This is a genomic window from Gracilimonas sp. (assembly GCF_031581265.1).
Lineage (GTDB): Bacteria > Bacteroidota > Rhodothermia > Balneolales > Balneolaceae > Gracilimonas.
The window spans coordinates 31,245-47,763 of sequence record NZ_JAVLBQ010000023.1; the positions used below are offsets into that span (position 1 = coordinate 31,245).

Below are 16,519 nucleotides of genomic sequence, written 5' to 3' on the forward strand. Positions count from 1 at the left end.
ATGGTCGGGACGCCAGCGCAAGGGGAGACTTTACTTTTTTAACTTTAGTTAGATAGACAAAAGTAGAATAATTGCTAAGATAACATTCGGGATACTCCCAAATTTGGCATCTTCCCAATCTCGCCAAATAAGGGTTTGAGAGAGTAAAATTCCTGTAAATCCAAGCCCAATAAAGTAAGCGTGTCCTTGCAAATATATAACGGAAGTCAGCACAAACGTCAGTGAGGTAATCAGCCAAATGATTCCTGACGGCTTGGTAACAGGCATCTTTAATTCTTCAATTTCTGCTATACCAAAAGCTTTTAGAAATCCTAAGGAATGAATGAGTCCGTGCAGCAGAATAAGGATTGCGAATGCGATCTTCATAACAGGGCATTTAGTAGGTATTCAATGAAAAGCTACGGGCTATACATGTAGATTCGATGAATTCCAGATTGGCTGATACCATCCTTTACATTTTACCCTTTTTGTTTTTGGCTTACTAAAGCTACATTCTGATGATATTTTAACTAAGCCAAAATCAATGCAAAAGCCTTTACTATTTTTATTAGCCGTTCTTTTTGTCCTAACCGGATGTCAGCCACAATCTAATTTCACCCAAGAAGAAATTGCGGCCTGGGAAGAGCAGGTATCAAATATTGAGATCATAAGAGATGATTTCGGTATTCCCCATATTTATGGAGAAACAGATGCAGATGCCGTTTTCGGAATGGTGTATGCGCAGGCTGAAGATGACTTCAACCGCGTAGAACGAAATTATATTTGGGCTATCGGAAGATTGGCAGAAGTTGAAGGGGAGGAAGAGTTGTACAGTGACCTGAGAGCCCGGCTTTTTATGAGCAAAGAAGAGGCGATAGAATATTACGAAAATGCACCTGCATGGCTCCAGAAATTGTGCGATGCCTGGGCTGCAGGATTGAATTATTATTTGCACACCAATCCGGAGGTAGAGCCGTCTTTGCTCACACGATTTGAACCTTGGATGCCCATGTACTTCAGTGAAGGCTCAATTGGTGGTGATATCGAACGTGTTTCAACCCGCAGAATTCAGGCTTTTTATGAAGAACAGGAATCATTGGCACTTAATGAATTTGGTAACGGACTTACGGTAACAGACCCGTATGAAGAACCAAAAGGCTCTAACGGAATTGCCATTTCAGGTGATCTTACCGAATCCGGAAATGCTATGCTGCTGATCAATCCACACACTTCATTTTATTTCAGGGGTGAAGTTCATATGGTGAGTGAGGAGGGCTTGAACGCGTATGGGGCCGTCACATGGGGACAATTTTTCATATACCAGGGCTTCAATGAAAAAACAGGATGGATGCACACCTCAACCTATACGGATGTAATCGATGAATTTAAACAGGTTATAGAGGAAAGAGACGGACAGTTAATGTATAAATACGGGGAAGAATGGCGTCCGGTTGAAACTATGGAAGTAACCCTGAAATATAGAAATGGGGAAACGTTGGAAGAAAAAACTTTTCCGATATACAGAACTCATCAAGGCCCAATCACACACATGATAGATGATCAATGGGTAGCGACCTCGTTAATGTGGGAACCGGTAAAGGCGTTGGAGCAATCATATATTCGAACAAAGAAAAGCAATCATGATGAGTTTCGGGATATGATGAACATCCGAACAAATTCATCGAATAACACCGTTTTTGCTGATGCCGAAGGTAACATCGCTTACTATCATGGCAACTTCATCCCCATTCGTGATACTCAGTTTGATTACACGCAGCCGGTTGATGGAAGTAATCCTGCTACAGACTGGCAAGGACTTCATCCCGTAGATGAAGCTATAACCGTTTTCAATCCCGGTAATGGCTGGATTCAAAATGCGAATTCTACCCCTTTTACATCAGCAGCAGAATACAGTCCCAAAAGGGAGGATTATCCAAACTATATGTCGCATGCAGGTGAAAATTTTCGGGGAGTTCATGCCATTGATTTATTGGAGAACGCAAACGGATTGACCTTGGACGGCCTGATTGAATTGGGCTATGATCCCGGTTTACCGGCCTTTGAGAAAATGATACCCGGTTTGGTGGAAGCCTATGATAATGCTGAAAACCAAGATCCGGCGTTGGAAGAGGCAATCGAAGTTATGCGAAACTGGGATTTTAGAACTTCTGAAGAATCAGTGGCTATGTCCTTAGCTCATTTTTATGGAATGAATTATTTATACAACGGGGAAAGACCCGATAAGCTGAATTTCATGGAGCGTATGGATTATTATGGGGGGGGATCTCCGGAAGAAGAGCGATTAACAATATTCAAACAAACGATAGAGCAACTGGAAGAAGATTTCGGAAGCTGGAATACTCCTTGGGGTGAAATAAATCGATTCCAGCGATTAGACGGTTCCATAGAAGCAAATTTTGATGATGCCAAGCCAAGTCTTCCGGTTGGACTGGCTTCAGGTCGTTGGGGCGCTTTGGCTTCCTATGGATCGAGAACCTACGATACCAAGAAGCTTTATGGTACTTCAGGAAACAGTTTTGTGGCTGTAGTTGAATTCGGTGACAGCTTAAAAGCAAAAAGTATTTTAGCCGGCGGACAAAGTGGCGACCCCGAGTCCCCCCATTTCTTCGATCAAGCACAGCGCTATGTAGATGTAAACTTCAAAGAGGTACCCTATTACAAAAGTGATGTGGATGCAAGAGCTCAGGAACAGTATCAGCCAGGTAAGAGAGGTAGTTAATTTAAAATTCTGTAATCATAGAAATATATTCATGGGAAAAATTAAGCCTCGCCTATTAAATCTTCTGCAATTTTTGAGGAAGATAATACACCCGGTAAGCCTGCACCGGGATGTGTTCCTGCTCCCACAAAATACAAGTTATCTACATCTTCAGATTTATTATGCGGACGGAACCAAGCTGATTGTGTTAGGATAGGTTGCACCGAAAAGGCCGACCCTTTGTAACTGTTCAGCACATTCTGAAAGTGAAGCGGATCAATATAATGCTCAGCTACCAAATTCTCCTGAAGATCAGGTAAGTAATTTTCTTCCAGGAAATTCATGATGGCATCGCGATACTTAGGCCCCATTTCATTCCAGTCTACATCGGCATCAAGGTGGGGAACAGGAGAAAGTACGTAAAAGCCTTCGTGTCCTTCCGGCGCCATAGATGGATCGGTAATGGTAGGCATGTGAAGATATAGCGAGAAATCATCGGCCAGGTGTTTTTTATTGAAGATGTCTTCAAGTAGTCCTTTATAACGCTCGCTCAAAATAATGTTATGATGTGCCAACCCGGAATCCAAATATCGTTTCTTGGTTCCAAAGTATATCACAAAAAGTGACATACTGTACTTGGTGCGCTCTATCTTGCGATCAGTGTATTTTTTGCGGTGTTTGGGGTTAATCATATTTTTGTAGGTGAAGGCAACATCGGCATTGGAGACGATTTCATCGGCCTCAAGCTTTTCTCCGTTTTTAAGTCGGACTCCGGTCGCCTTTCCATTTTCCACCAGTATTTCTTCCACCTCAGTTTTGGTATGGATTTTACCTCCCTGTTCCAGGATCAACTTTTCTAAAGCATTCACAATAGCCCCGGTTCCACCCATGGCATAATGGACGCCCCATTCGCGCTCCAGGTAATGAATCATGGCATAAATAGACGTGGTATCAAATGGATTTCCTCCAACTAAAAGCGGGTGAAATGAAAAACAACGCTTTAAGAAATCATCGTCTATAAATTGTTCAACATATTTGTACACAGTTTTATAGGATTGAAGTTTGATCAGGTCCGGTGCCACTTTCAGCATGTCGGTGAACTTCAAAAAAGGCTTATCGGCCAGTTCCACAAAGCCTTTATCGAAAATAGCCTTCGTGGTTTTTATGAATTTCTCATAGCCTTCTACATCATCAGGATTGCGCTTGCGGATTTCTTCCAGGGTGAATTCATGATCGTTGTTGTAATCAAATTTTTTACCCTCTGCATCAAAAATACGGTAGAACGGATCACAGGGAACGAACTGTACATAATCTTCCCGCTTTTTGCCGGCGGCTTCAAAAATGTTATCAAACATAAACGGAGCCGTGATGACAGTGGGACCGCCGTCAAATTTAAAGCCGTCCATTTCATACACGTAAGCACGGCCACCCAATTTGTCTCTTTTTTCGAGGATGGTGACGTCGTGTCCGGCACTTAAAAGTCGTGAAGCGGCACCGAGTCCGCCAAATCCGCTTCCTATAACAATAATCTTTTTTTTCATAGTGGAGTTAAAATGAATTCTTTATTTAGTGCGGAAAACAGAAAAAAGAAAAGAATCAATCCCGAAGAGGACATTAATTTTCAATCTGCTTCACAAAGCCGTCAAATCCCTGATCTTTTAATTGCTCCATCTGAACTTTAGCTTTGGCAGGATCGGTATAGGTTCCAAAATATACACGATAAAATGTTTGAGCACCATTCTCTATAATCTCAATTCGGCTTCCTCCAACTCTATCCATATGTTTTTCTGCTTCACTGCGATCCTGGTAAGAGCCAAGCTGAACGGTGTAGGTGGGTACTTTTATATCTGTAATACGTGAATTTTCAAGATCACCTTTTAACAAGTAGAGCTTTACGGGAGCAGTTCCGGGACCGATCATATCAATTTTTTCAGCGGCACCTTTTGATAAATCAATGATTCGGTCTTTGGCATAAGGCCCCCGATCATTGATCCGAACCTGTACCGTTTTACCGTTTTCGAGATTTTCTACTAATAAAATGCTTTCGAAAGGAAGTGTTCGGTGAGCGGCGGTAATTCCGTTCATATCGTAGATTTCGCCGGTCGCCGTTAACTTTCCGTCAAAATTAGGTCCATACCAGCTGGCAATTCCCTCCTCAATTAAAGGAGCTTCTTCTGACACCGGCAGTTCCGGCTTCGATAGATCGGTACCTCGCTTGGTGATTCCACACCCGGTTACCAAAATGGCAACAAAAAGCGGTAGTATGATAAATGTAAAAGATTTCATGCAGATGATATTTTAATAGCCACAAAAATATATACTGCTTTACTAAGAAATGCTATGTACGGTAATATTTGATTGAACCAGTGATCGGACTCGAACCGAGGACCTATCCCTTAACCCGATAATTTGAGCCAGTGATCGGATTTGAACCGACGACCTATTCTTTACGAGAGAATTGCTCTACCACTGAGCTACACTGGCTTTTGTCCAAATCGGCTCTGCAAAGAGCTTAGTTGTTTTTGAAACCATTTTAAATGTACGACTGTTTTCAATTCATCTGCAATACTTCCTTTTTCATCTTACCTTAAAAATAAAAAATACATGTCGGTAACCATTTCCATTATTGTCGCCAATGCGCTGATTTCTTTGGCAGCGCTATACGCCGTACCCCAAATGTTTGAAAAATTAATGCTAAAACCGCACCGGGTAGTCCGCGAAAAAACGTGGTACGAATTAGTCAGCTCAGGATTTATTCACGCGGGAATGGGACACCTGTTTCTGAATATGTTTGTGCTGTTTTTCTTTGGCTTGGTTTTAGAGCGAACCATTGGGCAGGGACATTTTTTGGTACTTTATTTTACCGGATTGATCGTCTCCAGTTTGCCATCAGTATATCGCCATAAAGATGATCCGGAGTTTGCCACTGTAGGGGCTTCCGGGGCAGTTGAAGGGGTGTTGTTTGGGTTTATTTTTCTTTTCCCGTTGGAGCCGATTTATATCATGTTTATCCCCATCGGAATACCCTCAATAATTTTTGGGGCACTCTTTTTAATTTACAGCGTGTATGCCAGCAAGGGAGGAGGAAGAATTAATCACGAAGCTCACATAGCAGGCGCCATTTGGGGATTTTTGTATCTGATTCTTTTCGTCCCCAACACCATTGATCATTTTTTAAGTGTGTTTGGATTGATTTAAATCAACCGTTTTTTGCTCTGAAATACTCCATAAAATCAGCCAGTGCTTTCACGGATTCAAGCCTACAAGCATTGTAAATACTGGCACGAATTCCCCCCACACTGCGATGTCCTTTTAAGGCAACTAAGTCATTGTTGGCTGCCTCTTCTAAAAACTTCTTCTCTAATTCTTCCGAGGGCAGGCGAAAGGTGACATTCATTTTTGAGCGAGAGTCTTTTTGAGCCGTTCCCCTAAAAAAATCATCCACATCAATGGTGCTGTACAGTAAATCTGATTTTTCTTGATTTAGTTTTTTGAAGTAGGGAATGCCGCCTTTGTCTTCAAACCATTCAAGCACTAAGTTCACCATATAAACAGCAAAGGTGGGTGGGGTATTTAAAATCCGGGTTGCATGTGAACGGTAATCCAAAAAAGTAGGAATGTTCTTTTTCGAGATGGATTCCAGAAACTCTTTTTTAACAATGACAACAGTGACTCCCGAAGGACCCAGGTTTTTTTGAGCCCCGGCATAAATAAGTCCATACCGATCCACATCAATTTCGCGCGAAAGAAAATCAGAAGAAGCATCGCATACTAAGGGAGCGCCGTCTGATTTTGGTTCCTGCTGAAACTGTGTCCCGTAAATGGTGTTATTGGATGTGTAATGCAGGTATCGGGGCTGGTCAGAAAGTTGCAGTTCATCATCATTGGGAACGCGGGAGAATTGTTCCTCCTCACTTGAAAAAGGGATATGCACGTTCCCGAAAAGTTTGGTTTCCTTGATCGCTTTTTGAGACCAAACACCGGTATTGATATAATCAGCCGTTTCATGCTCCTCTAAAAAATTCAAAGGAACCTGCATAAACTGGGCTGTGGCCCCGCCCTGCAAAAACATGATGTGAAAGTCGTTGCCAAGTCCCAAAATTCGTGTAAGCCGCTCTTTGGCCTGCTGATCCACTTCAGTGTACTCTTTACCTCGGTGACTTTTTTCCATGATCGAAGTACCGGTATTTTTATAGTCTAAGAGTTCTTCCCGGACTTTTTCCAAAACTTCTGTTGGAAGGGCTGCAGGGCCGGCGCTAAAGTTGTGAGCACGTTTCATAGAAGCTAAAGTTGGTGAATTATGTTTTAATCTGAGGGATTTAAAAAGTGTGAACTAAAAAGCCGGATCGTAATTTTGGTTCAAACCAGGTTGATTTTGGAGGCATTAACTGACCGGCATCAGAAACATCCAAAAGTTCTTCAATACTGGTTGGATACATGCTTATGGCCAAGGCAGCCTCTCCGTTATCCACAATTTTTTCTAACTCCTCAGTACCTCGTATTCCTCCGACAAAATCTATATTTGGATCGGTACGTTGATCTTTTATTCCTAAAAAAGGTTCCAGGACTTGGTCTTGCAGTAAAGAAATATCCAACTTTGAGGCAGGATCATCATTTACAGGTTCCTTAAGATTTAATCCAAACCACTTCTCTTCAAAATAGAGGGCAACGGTACCCTTTTGCCTTGGGGCGGGCTTTGCATTCTTAGTAACTTTAAATTCTTTTTGGAGGGTTGAAAGAAAGTCATCCGGGGCCGAATAAATAATCCGGTTGTAAGCAAGGATTTCCATTTGTTCTACCGGGAAAAGAACGGCCGGAAAGAAATTATAGGATTCATCTCCGGTGTGATTGGGATTTTGAGAAGCGAACTCCTTGGCAGCCCTTGCCGCACTTGCGCATCGGTGGTGACCATCAGCAATATATAGTTTAGGTATTCTGTTAAATGAAGAAGTCAAACTTTCATAGTCTGCCACTTTCCAAATCACATGCCGCACGTCGTCTTCAAATGTAATGTCATAAATGGGTTTGTTGCTGCTCATGTACTCATTCATGAATGTTGTAGTTTCTTCTGTGTCTTTGAAGGTCATCATCACAGGTTCCGCATGGGCTTTTTGGGTGACGATGTGTTTGGTTCGGTCATCTTCTTTTTTAGGGCGGGTGAGTTCATGCTTCAGGATTACTTCATTTTCATAATCTTCAACACTTATGCAGCCAAAAATTCCGGTTTGAGATCGTTCCCCCATTTCAAGGCAATAGATATAGAGGGATTCGCTTTCTTCCTGTGTAAAGAACTCTGAGCTTAGCAGCTCAGACAGGTTCTCTCTTCCTTTTTGATATACTTTCGGATCATAAATAGAAGTATTGGCCGGGACATCAATCTCCGGACGGATGATATGTAAAAAGCTATTTGGCTTTCCCTTAGCAAGGTTTCGGGCTTCATTTGTATCTATAACATCGTATGGTACACTCGCTATATCTTTTGCAAATTCAGGATTAGGTCTCCATGCCTTAAAAGGCTTTACAATGGCCATAAAAAAGGTTTTGTTTTTGGTTATCCTTGAGAAGTTATAAGGTACATAAATTTGAACTTTATTAAATTTGAGACTGCTATAATTAAAGCTGAAAACCAAGAAGATAAAAGGGATTAAAAATGGATATGAACAGAGAAAATTTAAACGAAGAGCAACAAGAAAAACTGTTATTTATGATGTTAATACAGCAGCATCAGCAGATTGCGATGATGGGGATGGGTAAAATTCAAAATCCTGCAACCGAGCAAATTGAAAAGGATTTATCCTCTGCGAAATATGCTATCGATACATTGGGGATGTTAAAAAAATACACAAAAGGAAATCTATCAGAGGAAGCAAACAACTATCTTGACCAAACGTTGACGAATCTCAGGTTAAATTACGCGGAAGAATCCAAAAAGGAGAAAGCTGAATCTTCTGAAGAAGAAACGGATTCAGATGAGTAGTTCTTCAGCTACTCCTATCACGGCCGGTGGGGGGATTGTATTTCGGCTTGAAAGAGAAAGCCGAGAACCCGAAGTATTGATGATATTCAGAAAAGGCAAATGGGATCTCCCAAAAGGAAAACTTGAGGAGGGAGAGTCAATAGCTATGTGTGCCGCCCGGGAGGTAGCTGAAGAAGTTGAGTCCACGATTCCGGCTATTGTTCAAAAAGTGGGTACAACCTATCACGAATATGAAGAAAAAGGAAAGACGATGGGTAAAACCACCCACTGGTATTCGATGATACTCACGAAAGAAGAGACACTGTATCCACAGCAAGAAGAGGGGATAACAAAAGTAGAGTGGATACCTTTTTCAAAAGCAGTTGAAATAGCTGGATTCGAGAATTTAAAAGAAATCCTCAGAAAATTTAAGACATAGAAAAGGAGTGATGATAATCACACCTTAGATATTAAGAATGTCTATATATTAACGCGTTTACCGATTGGAAGGATAGACCAGAAGAACCTACGAGCGTCCGTAGGTCCTCGTAGCGTTCGCCTTTTTAGCTTTATTGCCCGCAACGCGCAACGCTCGCAGGTTCTTCGGGTGCTTCGAGGTTACTTTACTCAGAGATTTTTTCAAGCCATTTTCTAACCGGTAAACACGTTATATATTAGTTGTCGAGACGAAAATTAACGTTTAGTGCAAACTGTACACGAACGGGGCGCCCACGCTGCATGCCAGGTTTAAATTTAGCTTTTTTTACAGCTTTTAGCGCTTCTTCATCACAATTTGCTCCAATACCACGAACAACACGTGCATTTTCAACATCCCCATTTTTATTTACGATAAATTGAACAGTAACTCTGCCCTCAATTCCGGCTCTTCGAGCCATTTCAGGATATTCTACATTTGATTGCAACTCTTTCATTCCCCCAATAAGCTCAGGATCTTGCTCAACCACTATAAAGAAATCTCGTTCGCCATCATCCTCTTCCTCAGGGGGAGGAGGTAAATCCATCGGAGCATCCATATCCAGTTCGGCATCCAAATCAATCATTTCATCCTCAATGATCTCATCATTTGGAACCTCAACGGGGACCGGTGGACGAGGAGGTGGGGGCGGGGTTTCAATTTGCTTGGTTTGTACAATTTCTTCCATCTCAACCACTTCCTGCTCGTCTAACTCAACAACTTGTGGTGGCTCGGATTCAAGGGTAACGTTAACTGCAATAATCATGACGAGAAGAGCAATGATCAAACCTGCTTCTAAATAAACAGTATATGACCTCTTCAAGTCAGCCTTTGGTGATTTTCTCTCGTTATGCATAATCATCTGGATATTTTATTAACTAAATAAGTAGTACTAATTAAATAATATAAGGATTGATATGCAAGAAAGAAATATTAAAGCTAATAGTGGGGAGGAGAGCGAACGAAAATAAAAGACAAAAAAAAAGACATGAACTTTAACATTCATGTCTTTGAATGGAGAAATAAAAATCTATTATCTCAAATACTTCCTGTTAGTTATCAAGACGGAAGTTAATATTTAATGCGTACTGTACACGAACGGGGCGTCCACGTTGCATGCCAGGCTCAAATTCAGCGTTTTGAACGGCTTTAAGTGCTTCTTCATCACAACCGCCTCCAATACCGCGAACAACGCGTGCATTTTCAACCTCACCATTTTCGTTTACAATAAACTGAACGGTAACACGTCCCTCGATACCGGCTCTTCGAGCCATTTCAGGATATTCTACATTTGATTGCAGTTCAGCCATTCCGCCAATAAGCTTAGGCATTTGCTCAACCACTACGAAGAAATCTTCTTCTCCGCCATCATCTTCTTCAGGAGGAGGAGGTAAATCCATCGGAGCATCCATGTCAAGTTCGGCATCCAAATCAATCATTTCATCTTCAATGATCTCATCATTTGGAACTTCTACCGGGACCGGTGGACGCGGAGGTGGGGGCGGGGTTTCAATTTGTTTGGTTTGTACAATTTCTTCCATCTCAACCACTTCCTGCTCGTCTAATTCAACAACTTGTGGTGGTTCGGATTCAAGGGTAACGTTAACTGCAGTAATCATGAAGAGAAGAGCAATGATCAAACCTGCTTCTAAATAAACAGTGTACGACCTCTTCAAGTCTGCCTTTGGTGATTTTCTTTCTTTGCGCATAATTCTAATACGGTTTTAAAAAATTATTAACGTTGTGAAGAACGTAATTTTATGACTGCGGTGCAAGTAGCCAAATGTTAATTTAACCAAATTGTCAGCAAATGTTAAGCACCTCACTGACTTCATGTTTCCTTGTAATTAATAAAATGCTTTAACAACGAAGATTAAATAGCATTTTCATGTTAATTGGAGGAAAACTGGGGTACAGTTTTCGACAAAATATACAAAGTTAAAATAGCAACGGCAGTTCCGGCAAAGTCGGCGAGAAGATCATATAATTCAAAACTTCTGCCGGTTGGTAACCAATGCTGAAGGATTTCAATAGTTATTCCAAATATCACAGCTACTATAAAAACGGAAAGTAGTTTATAATTATTCTTTAAAAATCGGACGATCCCAAAGAAAAAAGTCCAAGCTCCAAACATAATAAAATGGACCACTTTGTCGAGCCCATAAAAAGACTGAGGAACTTCATAATTAGTGGGGAACAAAGTTGCATATAATATGCCTGCTGTGGAAATAATAAGTAAACCCAGATATAATTTAACCGACCCTGTTAATAAATTAATTGTGTTCTTCATCTAAATAATATCAGTCGGTTCTAAAAAACCCTGCTGTGAATAGTAAAATTGAGTTGATTTATGATAGCCGTCCAGTAAAGCATGCATGCACGCTTGTTCACCGGTATCAAACAATATCCAGAATGCTCCGGTTTTTCCCGCCAGTACATCCCCGAAACCTGCTCGTGAAAAAATTCGAGTATCGTATCCGGTCAGGAAAGTAGCTCCATGTTCTGCCCCAACTACTGACGGCATCCCTTTCGACAAAATAGTAATATTTTTTTTTGAAGCGATATCTTTTGTAATCCTTAGTCTTTCATAATCATCTTTTACCGACATATTAAAAAGCTGGCTCATCTCGCCGGGATGAGGAGTGAGAATCCAATTTGAGGATTTCGGCTTTTCCCAATTCTCCATTTGTGATAATGCAAAAAGCGCATCTGCGTCGATAACGGCATCCCCATCAAATTCTTGCAATATGTTTTGGGTGAACCGAATAGTTTCCTTTTGGCGTCCAAGTCCCGGACCAATGAGTAACTTCCCGGGCTTGTCATCCAAAATTTCTAATACCGTATCCAAATGCGACTCCTTAAAAAACATATCATCACGATTTCCCACCGGTTTCTTTATGATTTGCTCAAGTTGCTTTTCATAAATTTCCAGCAATCCCTTTGGGGTGATAAGTGCCACCGCTCCCAATCCGGCTGACCAAGCACTTCTCGCTGCCAAAATACCTGCCCCTGTCAATCCTTCTGAGCCGGCGATTATGTAAAGTACACCTTCATCGTATTTATGTTTTCTCTCTTTTGGGGAAGGGGTGTTCGCTTTCACCCAACTTTCATCAATTAGAAACGCAGTAGGATTTTTGTATTTATTTGGAAAAGAAAGTTCACAGAGAATAACCTCACCTGTAGTATCAAAACCCTCATTTAGGTAAAAGCCCGTTTTCAATGAGCCAAAGCTAAGGGTGTAATCTGCCTGAATAGCAGAGCCCATTATTTGTCCGGAATCAGCATTCAATCCTGTGGGGACATCTAAAGAGAATACAAGGGCTTTTTGACTATTGATCCATTCAATGGCATCGGAATAAGGGGCGCGTACATCCGAATTCAACCCGGTTCCCAGCATTCCATCTACCACAAAATCGTATTCTTTTGGGGTGAAGTTCTCCCAAGTTAGGATTTCGATATCCGAATCAAGCTTATTAAGTAACTGAAAATTCTTATTAGCATCTGGGCTCAGGTCATCGGTTCCTGATAAAAAACAAACTGTAATGTTATACCCTTGTTGCGATAGCAGACGCGCAATCACCAAAGCATCTCCACCATTATTACCCTTCCCACAAAAGAAAACCCCATGGGAGCCAGTTGAAATTTCAGAGCTAATAAAATCAGCTGCACGCGTCCCGGCAATTTCCATCAAAGTAAACCCATCGATCCCAAATTCGGAGATAGTCTTCTCATCCATGAACCGGGATTGTTCAGCTGAACACAGATAATATGGATATGGGATATTTAGCATGTAATGATTAAGGTTTTTGTTTATAAAGAAAAGTTGTCATCCCGAGTGCCCGGAAGGTTACAAAAGTAAAAGTGGTTTAACACGAGGGATCTCAAAATTAAAATCTATACTGTTATAGTAAGATTTGAGATCCTTCGCGTTAACCAGTAAGGCCTTATTCAGTTTTAAGGCGCTCAGGATGACAAGTATCGAAATTTTAAAGAACTTAAAGCTTTGTGCTCTGCGAACATTGCGGTTTAAAAATTAGTATGACCGGGCAAACAATACTTTTTGCTTCGATGGTTTTCCGGTGACCATGCATTTTCCTTCTTCGCCTTCTTCTAAAGGAATGAGGCGGATGGTTGCTTTGGTTTCTTCTTTGATTTTTTCTTCAGTTTCATCGGTTCCATCCCAATGAGCCCAAACAAACCCGCCTTTATTTTTGATCACGTCTTTGAATTCATCATAGGATTCTACCTCACGAGTATTGTCTTTGCGACGTTTCTTTGCTTTCTCAAAGAGTTCATCCTGAATGTCATCCAATAATTTCTTCACGCGGGTTCCAAGCCCTTCACGACTTTCAATATTTTTGGATTGCAGATCACGTCGGGCTAATTCCACATTATTGTTTTCAAGATCACGAGGGCCAACGGCAATCCGCAGCGGTATTCCGGCTGCTTCATGCTCTGCAAATTTATAGCCGGGATTATAATTATCACGATCATCCACTTTAATACGAATACCAAGATCGGTCAGTTCATCGTAAATGGCATCTGCATATTCGAGCACGGCTGTGCGCTGTTCATCACTTCTGTAAATTGGAACAACTACCACTTGAGTTGGAGCCAATTTTGGAGGAAGTACGAGGCCCTGATCATCGGAATGGGTCATAATCAATCCACCAATGAGTCGCGTGGAAACGCCCCAGCTTGTGGCCCAAACGAGTTTATGCTCGCCGTCTTTATCCTGGAATTTTACATCAAAAGCTTTGGCAAAATTCTGTCCCAGGAAGTGAGAAGTTCCGGCCTGCAGGGCTTTTCCGTCCTGCATCAGCGCTTCTATACAATAGGTATCAACAGCTCCGGCAAAGCGCTCGCTAGCTGTTTTCACTCCTTTCAAAACGGGCATAGCCATCCATTCTTCAGCAAAGGTTTCATATACATCCAGCATTTGCAGTGTTTCGTCTACTGCTTCTTCTTTGGTGGCGTGAGCGGTATGACCTTCCTGCCATAGAAATTCCATAGTGCGCAGGAACAATCTTGTGCGCATTTCCCAGCGCACTACATTTGCCCACTGATTCACCAAGATAGGTAGATCGCGGTACGACTGTATCCACCCGCGATAGGTATCCCAGATAATAGTTTCTGAAGTTGGGCGAACGATGAGCTCTTCTTCCAAACGTGATTCCGGATCAACTTCTACGCCACCGTCTACACTTTTGAGCCGGCTGTGTGTTACTACCGCACATTCCTTCGCAAAACCTTCTACATGCTGTGCTTCTTTAGAGAGAAATGATTTTGGTATAAACAGGGGGAAATAGGCATTTTCATGGCCGGTATCCTTAAACATCTGATCGAGGGCATTTCGCATATTTTCCCAAAGCGCCATCCCATTCGGACGGATAACCATGCTTCCGCGCACCGGAGAATGTTCCGCCAGCTTACCTTCCCGAACCACGTCCAGATACCATTGTGAATAATCTTTTTCTTGCGATGTTATGTTTTTAGCCATGAACCTGTTTTATGTTGGTTTTCTTTGAACCGTGGAAGTTAAGAAATGTAGCGTAGAGAATAAGGGAAGGAAGTTGAATTTCTTGAAGACTTTTCTGCTTGTTAAAAAGCTCCTGCTTTGTAACGAAGTCCCGGAAGCTCCAGCTTCCAGTGGCTTATAACTGAAAGAGAGCCTTTAAAAACTTTCTTGTTCATTTTGGCTTGATCCAAAACGAACCAAAAGATCAAGAAAACACGCAGATGTCAGGCTTTTCGAACTCTTATTATATGATTGCTTACCGAACAATTGTAACGTTGATCACTTCTTTTCCAGTGTTTTCGAATTGCTCCTTTACCTCGTTACGAACGTCCCGTTCGTAATGCATACTGGAACCGCCGGTTCCAAAGAGTTGCTGAAAGCAAATGACTCTGAATCTATATAATTGTTCATTTTGGTTTGATCCTCCGGTTATCTGACACGTCCAAAACGGACCATCCCGCATACGCGGGATGACTGAGAAAAAACATTTTACCCTTTGTTATATAAACCCGTATATTTGATGCTCTCGAAAAACTGACTGACAAAATTATTAATTGTCATTTGGAATTTGAAAATTTAAAGTATGCCGTGGTAGCTCAGATGGTTAGAGCGCACGACTCATAATCGTGAGGTCGACGGTTCAATTCCGTCCCACGGTACATAAATAAAGCCTTAAGTAACTAAAAAACAGTTTCTTAAGGCTTTTTTATTTTATAGAGGTACAACAATGGTAAAACATATTAGTAGTTTATATTAATCGATTCATTTTCACTATTTACAAATTAATAGACAAATGTGGGTTTAATATGGATGATTACGATGCTTTTTTTAAAAAAATGATGGCTCAACTTGATGGCTATCAAGATATTAGTGACTTAATTACTGATTGTGAAGAACAGTTAAACAAGCTTAGAAACGAAAGTAATTATCATCTAAATGAATATTTAGAAAATGATTTTACTGAATCTCTTGCCAATTTAAAGCGTGAACATGAACATTGGAGAGCAGTTTTGTTGGGATTGTCGCATTTTGGTCATACTTCAAGTATGAAAGTTAAAGACATTGATAAAACTATTCATTTAATACGAATTTCTTCAATAAATCAAACAATGAATTCAGATTTACAATCAGGAATCAACTTTATAGAGAATAAATACTCAAATTTGTTAGCTGATATTCGACATAGGCAAGCTTTACTAATGGCGGGTATAGGTATATCTCTCTCTATTGTTTTGTCGTTATTTACTTAATTATTGGTAAAAGTATTGTGGGATAATCTTTATTTTTTTTTAAGGGCAGTCAGGTGTAATTAGGCATCCAAAGCCATAAAAGACACCTAAAATTAAAATTAGGAAAAGGAATAAATATATGTTGTTAAGGTTGTCTTCTTTATCTATATCTTTTATTGATTTACTTGTCCATTTAGGTTTGTCATAATCTTTAATAATTGATTTACCTTCATACTTCGTTTTGTAAAGTTCAACATATCTTTTTGCATACATTTGCCGATGATCTCTTTTATTTAAAATGCTTTTTTGAGACCACCTTTCCATTGAACGATCAATCTCTGAATCATACCCATATTTTTGTCTCAGTTGATTCAGTTTATTTTCATAGAATTTTGCATTGTAATCATATCCTTTGGGTAAGCTTTTCTTACCTCTATTTTTTAAAAAACTCTTTTCTTTATTTATTCTTTGTTGTTTAACTCTTTCAAATTCCTCTGCTTTTTTTTCCTTTTCCTTTTTTATTTGTTGTAGTCTGCTATCTTCTTGAATTCTTTGTTTCTCTAGCTCTAGGAGTCTGTCGGACTTTTTGGGGGTAAATTGTTAGTTTAGGATGAACTTTAATTGAACCTGAAACGCTTTTATG

General features: G+C 40.7%; 15 protein-coding genes and 2 tRNA genes. 6 read left to right on the forward strand and 11 right to left on the reverse strand.

All coding sequences use genetic code 11. The features are described from left to right. Positions 1 to 48: 48 nt before the first annotated feature. A complete protein-coding gene (locus tag RI561_RS09260; protein ID WP_395079951.1) occupies positions 49 to 366 on the reverse strand; it encodes a hypothetical protein in 318 nt (105 codons plus the stop codon). A 157-nt stretch (positions 367 to 523) separates the two neighbouring features. Between RI561_RS09260 and RI561_RS09265 the strand changes: the two genes are divergently transcribed. After that, positions 524 to 2,719, forward strand: coding sequence for an acylase (locus RI561_RS09265; RefSeq protein ID WP_395079952.1), 2,196 nt, complete (start codon positions 524 to 526; stop codon positions 2,717 to 2,719). Between the two features lie 41 nt (positions 2,720 to 2,760). Here RI561_RS09265 and RI561_RS09270 read toward each other — a convergent pair whose 3' ends face one another. The 3 genes from RI561_RS09270 to RI561_RS09280 form a co-directional block, all read right to left on the reverse strand. Beyond that, on the reverse strand, positions 2,761 to 4,239 hold the full coding sequence (locus RI561_RS09270; protein ID WP_395079953.1) for a phytoene desaturase: 1,479 nt from the start codon (positions 4,237 to 4,239) through the stop codon (positions 2,761 to 2,763). A gap of 73 nt (positions 4,240 to 4,312) precedes the next feature. After that, the gene (locus RI561_RS09275; RefSeq protein ID WP_395079954.1) at positions 4,313 to 4,984 is read right to left on the reverse strand and encodes a septal ring lytic transglycosylase RlpA family protein; all 672 of its coding nucleotides are present in this window, start codon (positions 4,982 to 4,984) and stop codon (positions 4,313 to 4,315) included. A 126-nt stretch (positions 4,985 to 5,110) separates the two neighbouring features. Continuing rightward, positions 5,111 to 5,182, reverse strand: a tRNA-Thr gene (locus tag RI561_RS09280). A gap of 120 nt (positions 5,183 to 5,302) precedes the next feature. Between RI561_RS09280 and RI561_RS09285 the strand changes: the two genes are divergently transcribed. Then, complete coding sequence (locus RI561_RS09285) at positions 5,303 to 5,896, forward strand: rhomboid family intramembrane serine protease (protein WP_395079955.1); 594 nt, start codon at positions 5,303 to 5,305, stop codon at positions 5,894 to 5,896. Between the two features lies 1 nt (position 5,897). Here the strand turns inward: RI561_RS09285 and serC are convergent, their stop codons facing one another. Next, complete coding sequence (serC, locus tag RI561_RS09290; RefSeq protein ID WP_395079956.1) at positions 5,898 to 6,977, reverse strand: 3-phosphoserine/phosphohydroxythreonine transaminase; 1,080 nt, start codon at positions 6,975 to 6,977, stop codon at positions 5,898 to 5,900. A gap of 40 nt (positions 6,978 to 7,017) precedes the next feature. Continuing rightward, on the reverse strand, positions 7,018 to 8,229 hold the full coding sequence (locus tag RI561_RS09295; protein WP_395079957.1) for a DUF1015 domain-containing protein: 1,212 nt from the start codon (positions 8,227 to 8,229) through the stop codon (positions 7,018 to 7,020). Between the two features lie 125 nt (positions 8,230 to 8,354). Between RI561_RS09295 and RI561_RS09300 the strand changes: the two genes are divergently transcribed. Next, the gene (locus RI561_RS09300) at positions 8,355 to 8,675 is read left to right on the forward strand and encodes a DUF1844 domain-containing protein (protein WP_395079958.1); all 321 of its coding nucleotides are present in this window, start codon (positions 8,355 to 8,357) and stop codon (positions 8,673 to 8,675) included. Continuing rightward, positions 8,668 to 9,093: an NUDIX hydrolase gene (locus tag RI561_RS09305; RefSeq protein WP_395079959.1), complete on the forward strand. Its 426-nt coding sequence runs from the start codon at positions 8,668 to 8,670 to the stop codon at positions 9,091 to 9,093. The genes RI561_RS09300 and RI561_RS09305 overlap by 8 nt, the downstream gene beginning before the upstream one ends. A 235-nt stretch (positions 9,094 to 9,328) precedes the next feature. Here RI561_RS09305 and RI561_RS09310 read toward each other — a convergent pair whose 3' ends face one another. From RI561_RS09310 to proS, 5 genes are all read right to left on the reverse strand, one after another. Further along, positions 9,329 to 9,985, reverse strand: a complete 657-nt coding sequence (locus RI561_RS09310; RefSeq protein WP_395079960.1) for an energy transducer TonB — start codon at positions 9,983 to 9,985, stop codon at positions 9,329 to 9,331. 196 nt (positions 9,986 to 10,181) lie between these two features. Next, the gene (locus RI561_RS09315) at positions 10,182 to 10,838 is read right to left on the reverse strand and encodes an energy transducer TonB (protein WP_395079961.1); all 657 of its coding nucleotides are present in this window, start codon (positions 10,836 to 10,838) and stop codon (positions 10,182 to 10,184) included. Between the two features lie 182 nt (positions 10,839 to 11,020). Next, entirely contained in the window at positions 11,021 to 11,419 is a 399-nt protein-coding gene (locus tag RI561_RS09320) for a VanZ family protein (RefSeq protein WP_395079962.1), read from the reverse strand. Next, a complete protein-coding gene (locus tag RI561_RS09325) occupies positions 11,420 to 12,919 on the reverse strand; it encodes an NAD(P)H-hydrate epimerase (RefSeq protein ID WP_395079963.1) in 1,500 nt (499 codons plus the stop codon). Between the two features lie 243 nt (positions 12,920 to 13,162). Next, entirely contained in the window at positions 13,163 to 14,629 is a 1,467-nt protein-coding gene (proS, locus tag RI561_RS09330) for a proline--tRNA ligase (RefSeq protein ID WP_395079964.1), read from the reverse strand. 603 nt (positions 14,630 to 15,232) lie between these two features. On the opposite strand from proS, the gene RI561_RS09335 reads away from it, so the two are divergent. Both RI561_RS09335 and RI561_RS09340 read left to right on the forward strand, forming a co-directional pair. Next, positions 15,233 to 15,306, forward strand: a tRNA-Met gene (locus RI561_RS09335). A gap of 147 nt (positions 15,307 to 15,453) precedes the next feature. After that, positions 15,454 to 15,897 (forward strand): hypothetical protein, encoded by a 444-nt coding sequence (locus tag RI561_RS09340; protein WP_395079965.1) that lies wholly within the window; start codon positions 15,454 to 15,456, stop codon positions 15,895 to 15,897. The last annotated feature ends 622 nt before the right edge of the window (positions 15,898 to 16,519 follow it).

What these genes read in the sequence shown, in the direction of transcription:
- RI561_RS09325 (WP_395079963.1), bottom strand. Translation starts at nt 12,919, where the DNA reads ATGCTAAATATCCCATATCCATATTATCTGTGTTCAGCTGAACAATCC.
- RI561_RS09270 (WP_395079953.1), bottom strand. Translation starts at nt 4,239, where the DNA reads ATGAAAAAAAAGATTATTGTTATAGGAAGCGGATTTGGCGGACTCGGT.
- RI561_RS09305 (WP_395079959.1), top strand. Translation starts at nt 8,668, where the DNA reads ATGAGTAGTTCTTCAGCTACTCCTATCACGGCCGGTGGGGGGATTGTA.
- RI561_RS09320 (WP_395079962.1), bottom strand. Translation starts at nt 11,419, where the DNA reads ATGAAGAACACAATTAATTTATTAACAGGGTCGGTTAAATTATATCTG.
- RI561_RS09340 (WP_395079965.1), top strand. Translation starts at nt 15,454, where the DNA reads ATGGATGATTACGATGCTTTTTTTAAAAAAATGATGGCTCAACTTGAT.
- RI561_RS09265 (WP_395079952.1), top strand. Translation starts at nt 524, where the DNA reads ATGCAAAAGCCTTTACTATTTTTATTAGCCGTTCTTTTTGTCCTAACC.
- proS (WP_395079964.1), bottom strand. Translation starts at nt 14,629, where the DNA reads ATGGCTAAAAACATAACATCGCAAGAAAAAGATTATTCACAATGGTAT.
- RI561_RS09260 (WP_395079951.1), bottom strand. Translation starts at nt 366, where the DNA reads ATGAAGATCGCATTCGCAATCCTTATTCTGCTGCACGGACTCATTCAT.
- RI561_RS09295 (WP_395079957.1), bottom strand. Translation starts at nt 8,229, where the DNA reads ATGGCCATTGTAAAGCCTTTTAAGGCATGGAGACCTAATCCTGAATTT.
- RI561_RS09300 (WP_395079958.1), top strand. Translation starts at nt 8,355, where the DNA reads ATGAACAGAGAAAATTTAAACGAAGAGCAACAAGAAAAACTGTTATTT.
- serC (WP_395079956.1), bottom strand. Translation starts at nt 6,977, where the DNA reads ATGAAACGTGCTCACAACTTTAGCGCCGGCCCTGCAGCCCTTCCAACA.
- RI561_RS09285 (WP_395079955.1), top strand. Translation starts at nt 5,303, where the DNA reads ATGTCGGTAACCATTTCCATTATTGTCGCCAATGCGCTGATTTCTTTG.
- RI561_RS09315 (WP_395079961.1), bottom strand. Translation starts at nt 10,838, where the DNA reads ATGCGCAAAGAAAGAAAATCACCAAAGGCAGACTTGAAGAGGTCGTAC.
- RI561_RS09275 (WP_395079954.1), bottom strand. Translation starts at nt 4,984, where the DNA reads ATGAAATCTTTTACATTTATCATACTACCGCTTTTTGTTGCCATTTTG.
- RI561_RS09310 (WP_395079960.1), bottom strand. Translation starts at nt 9,985, where the DNA reads ATGCATAACGAGAGAAAATCACCAAAGGCTGACTTGAAGAGGTCATAT.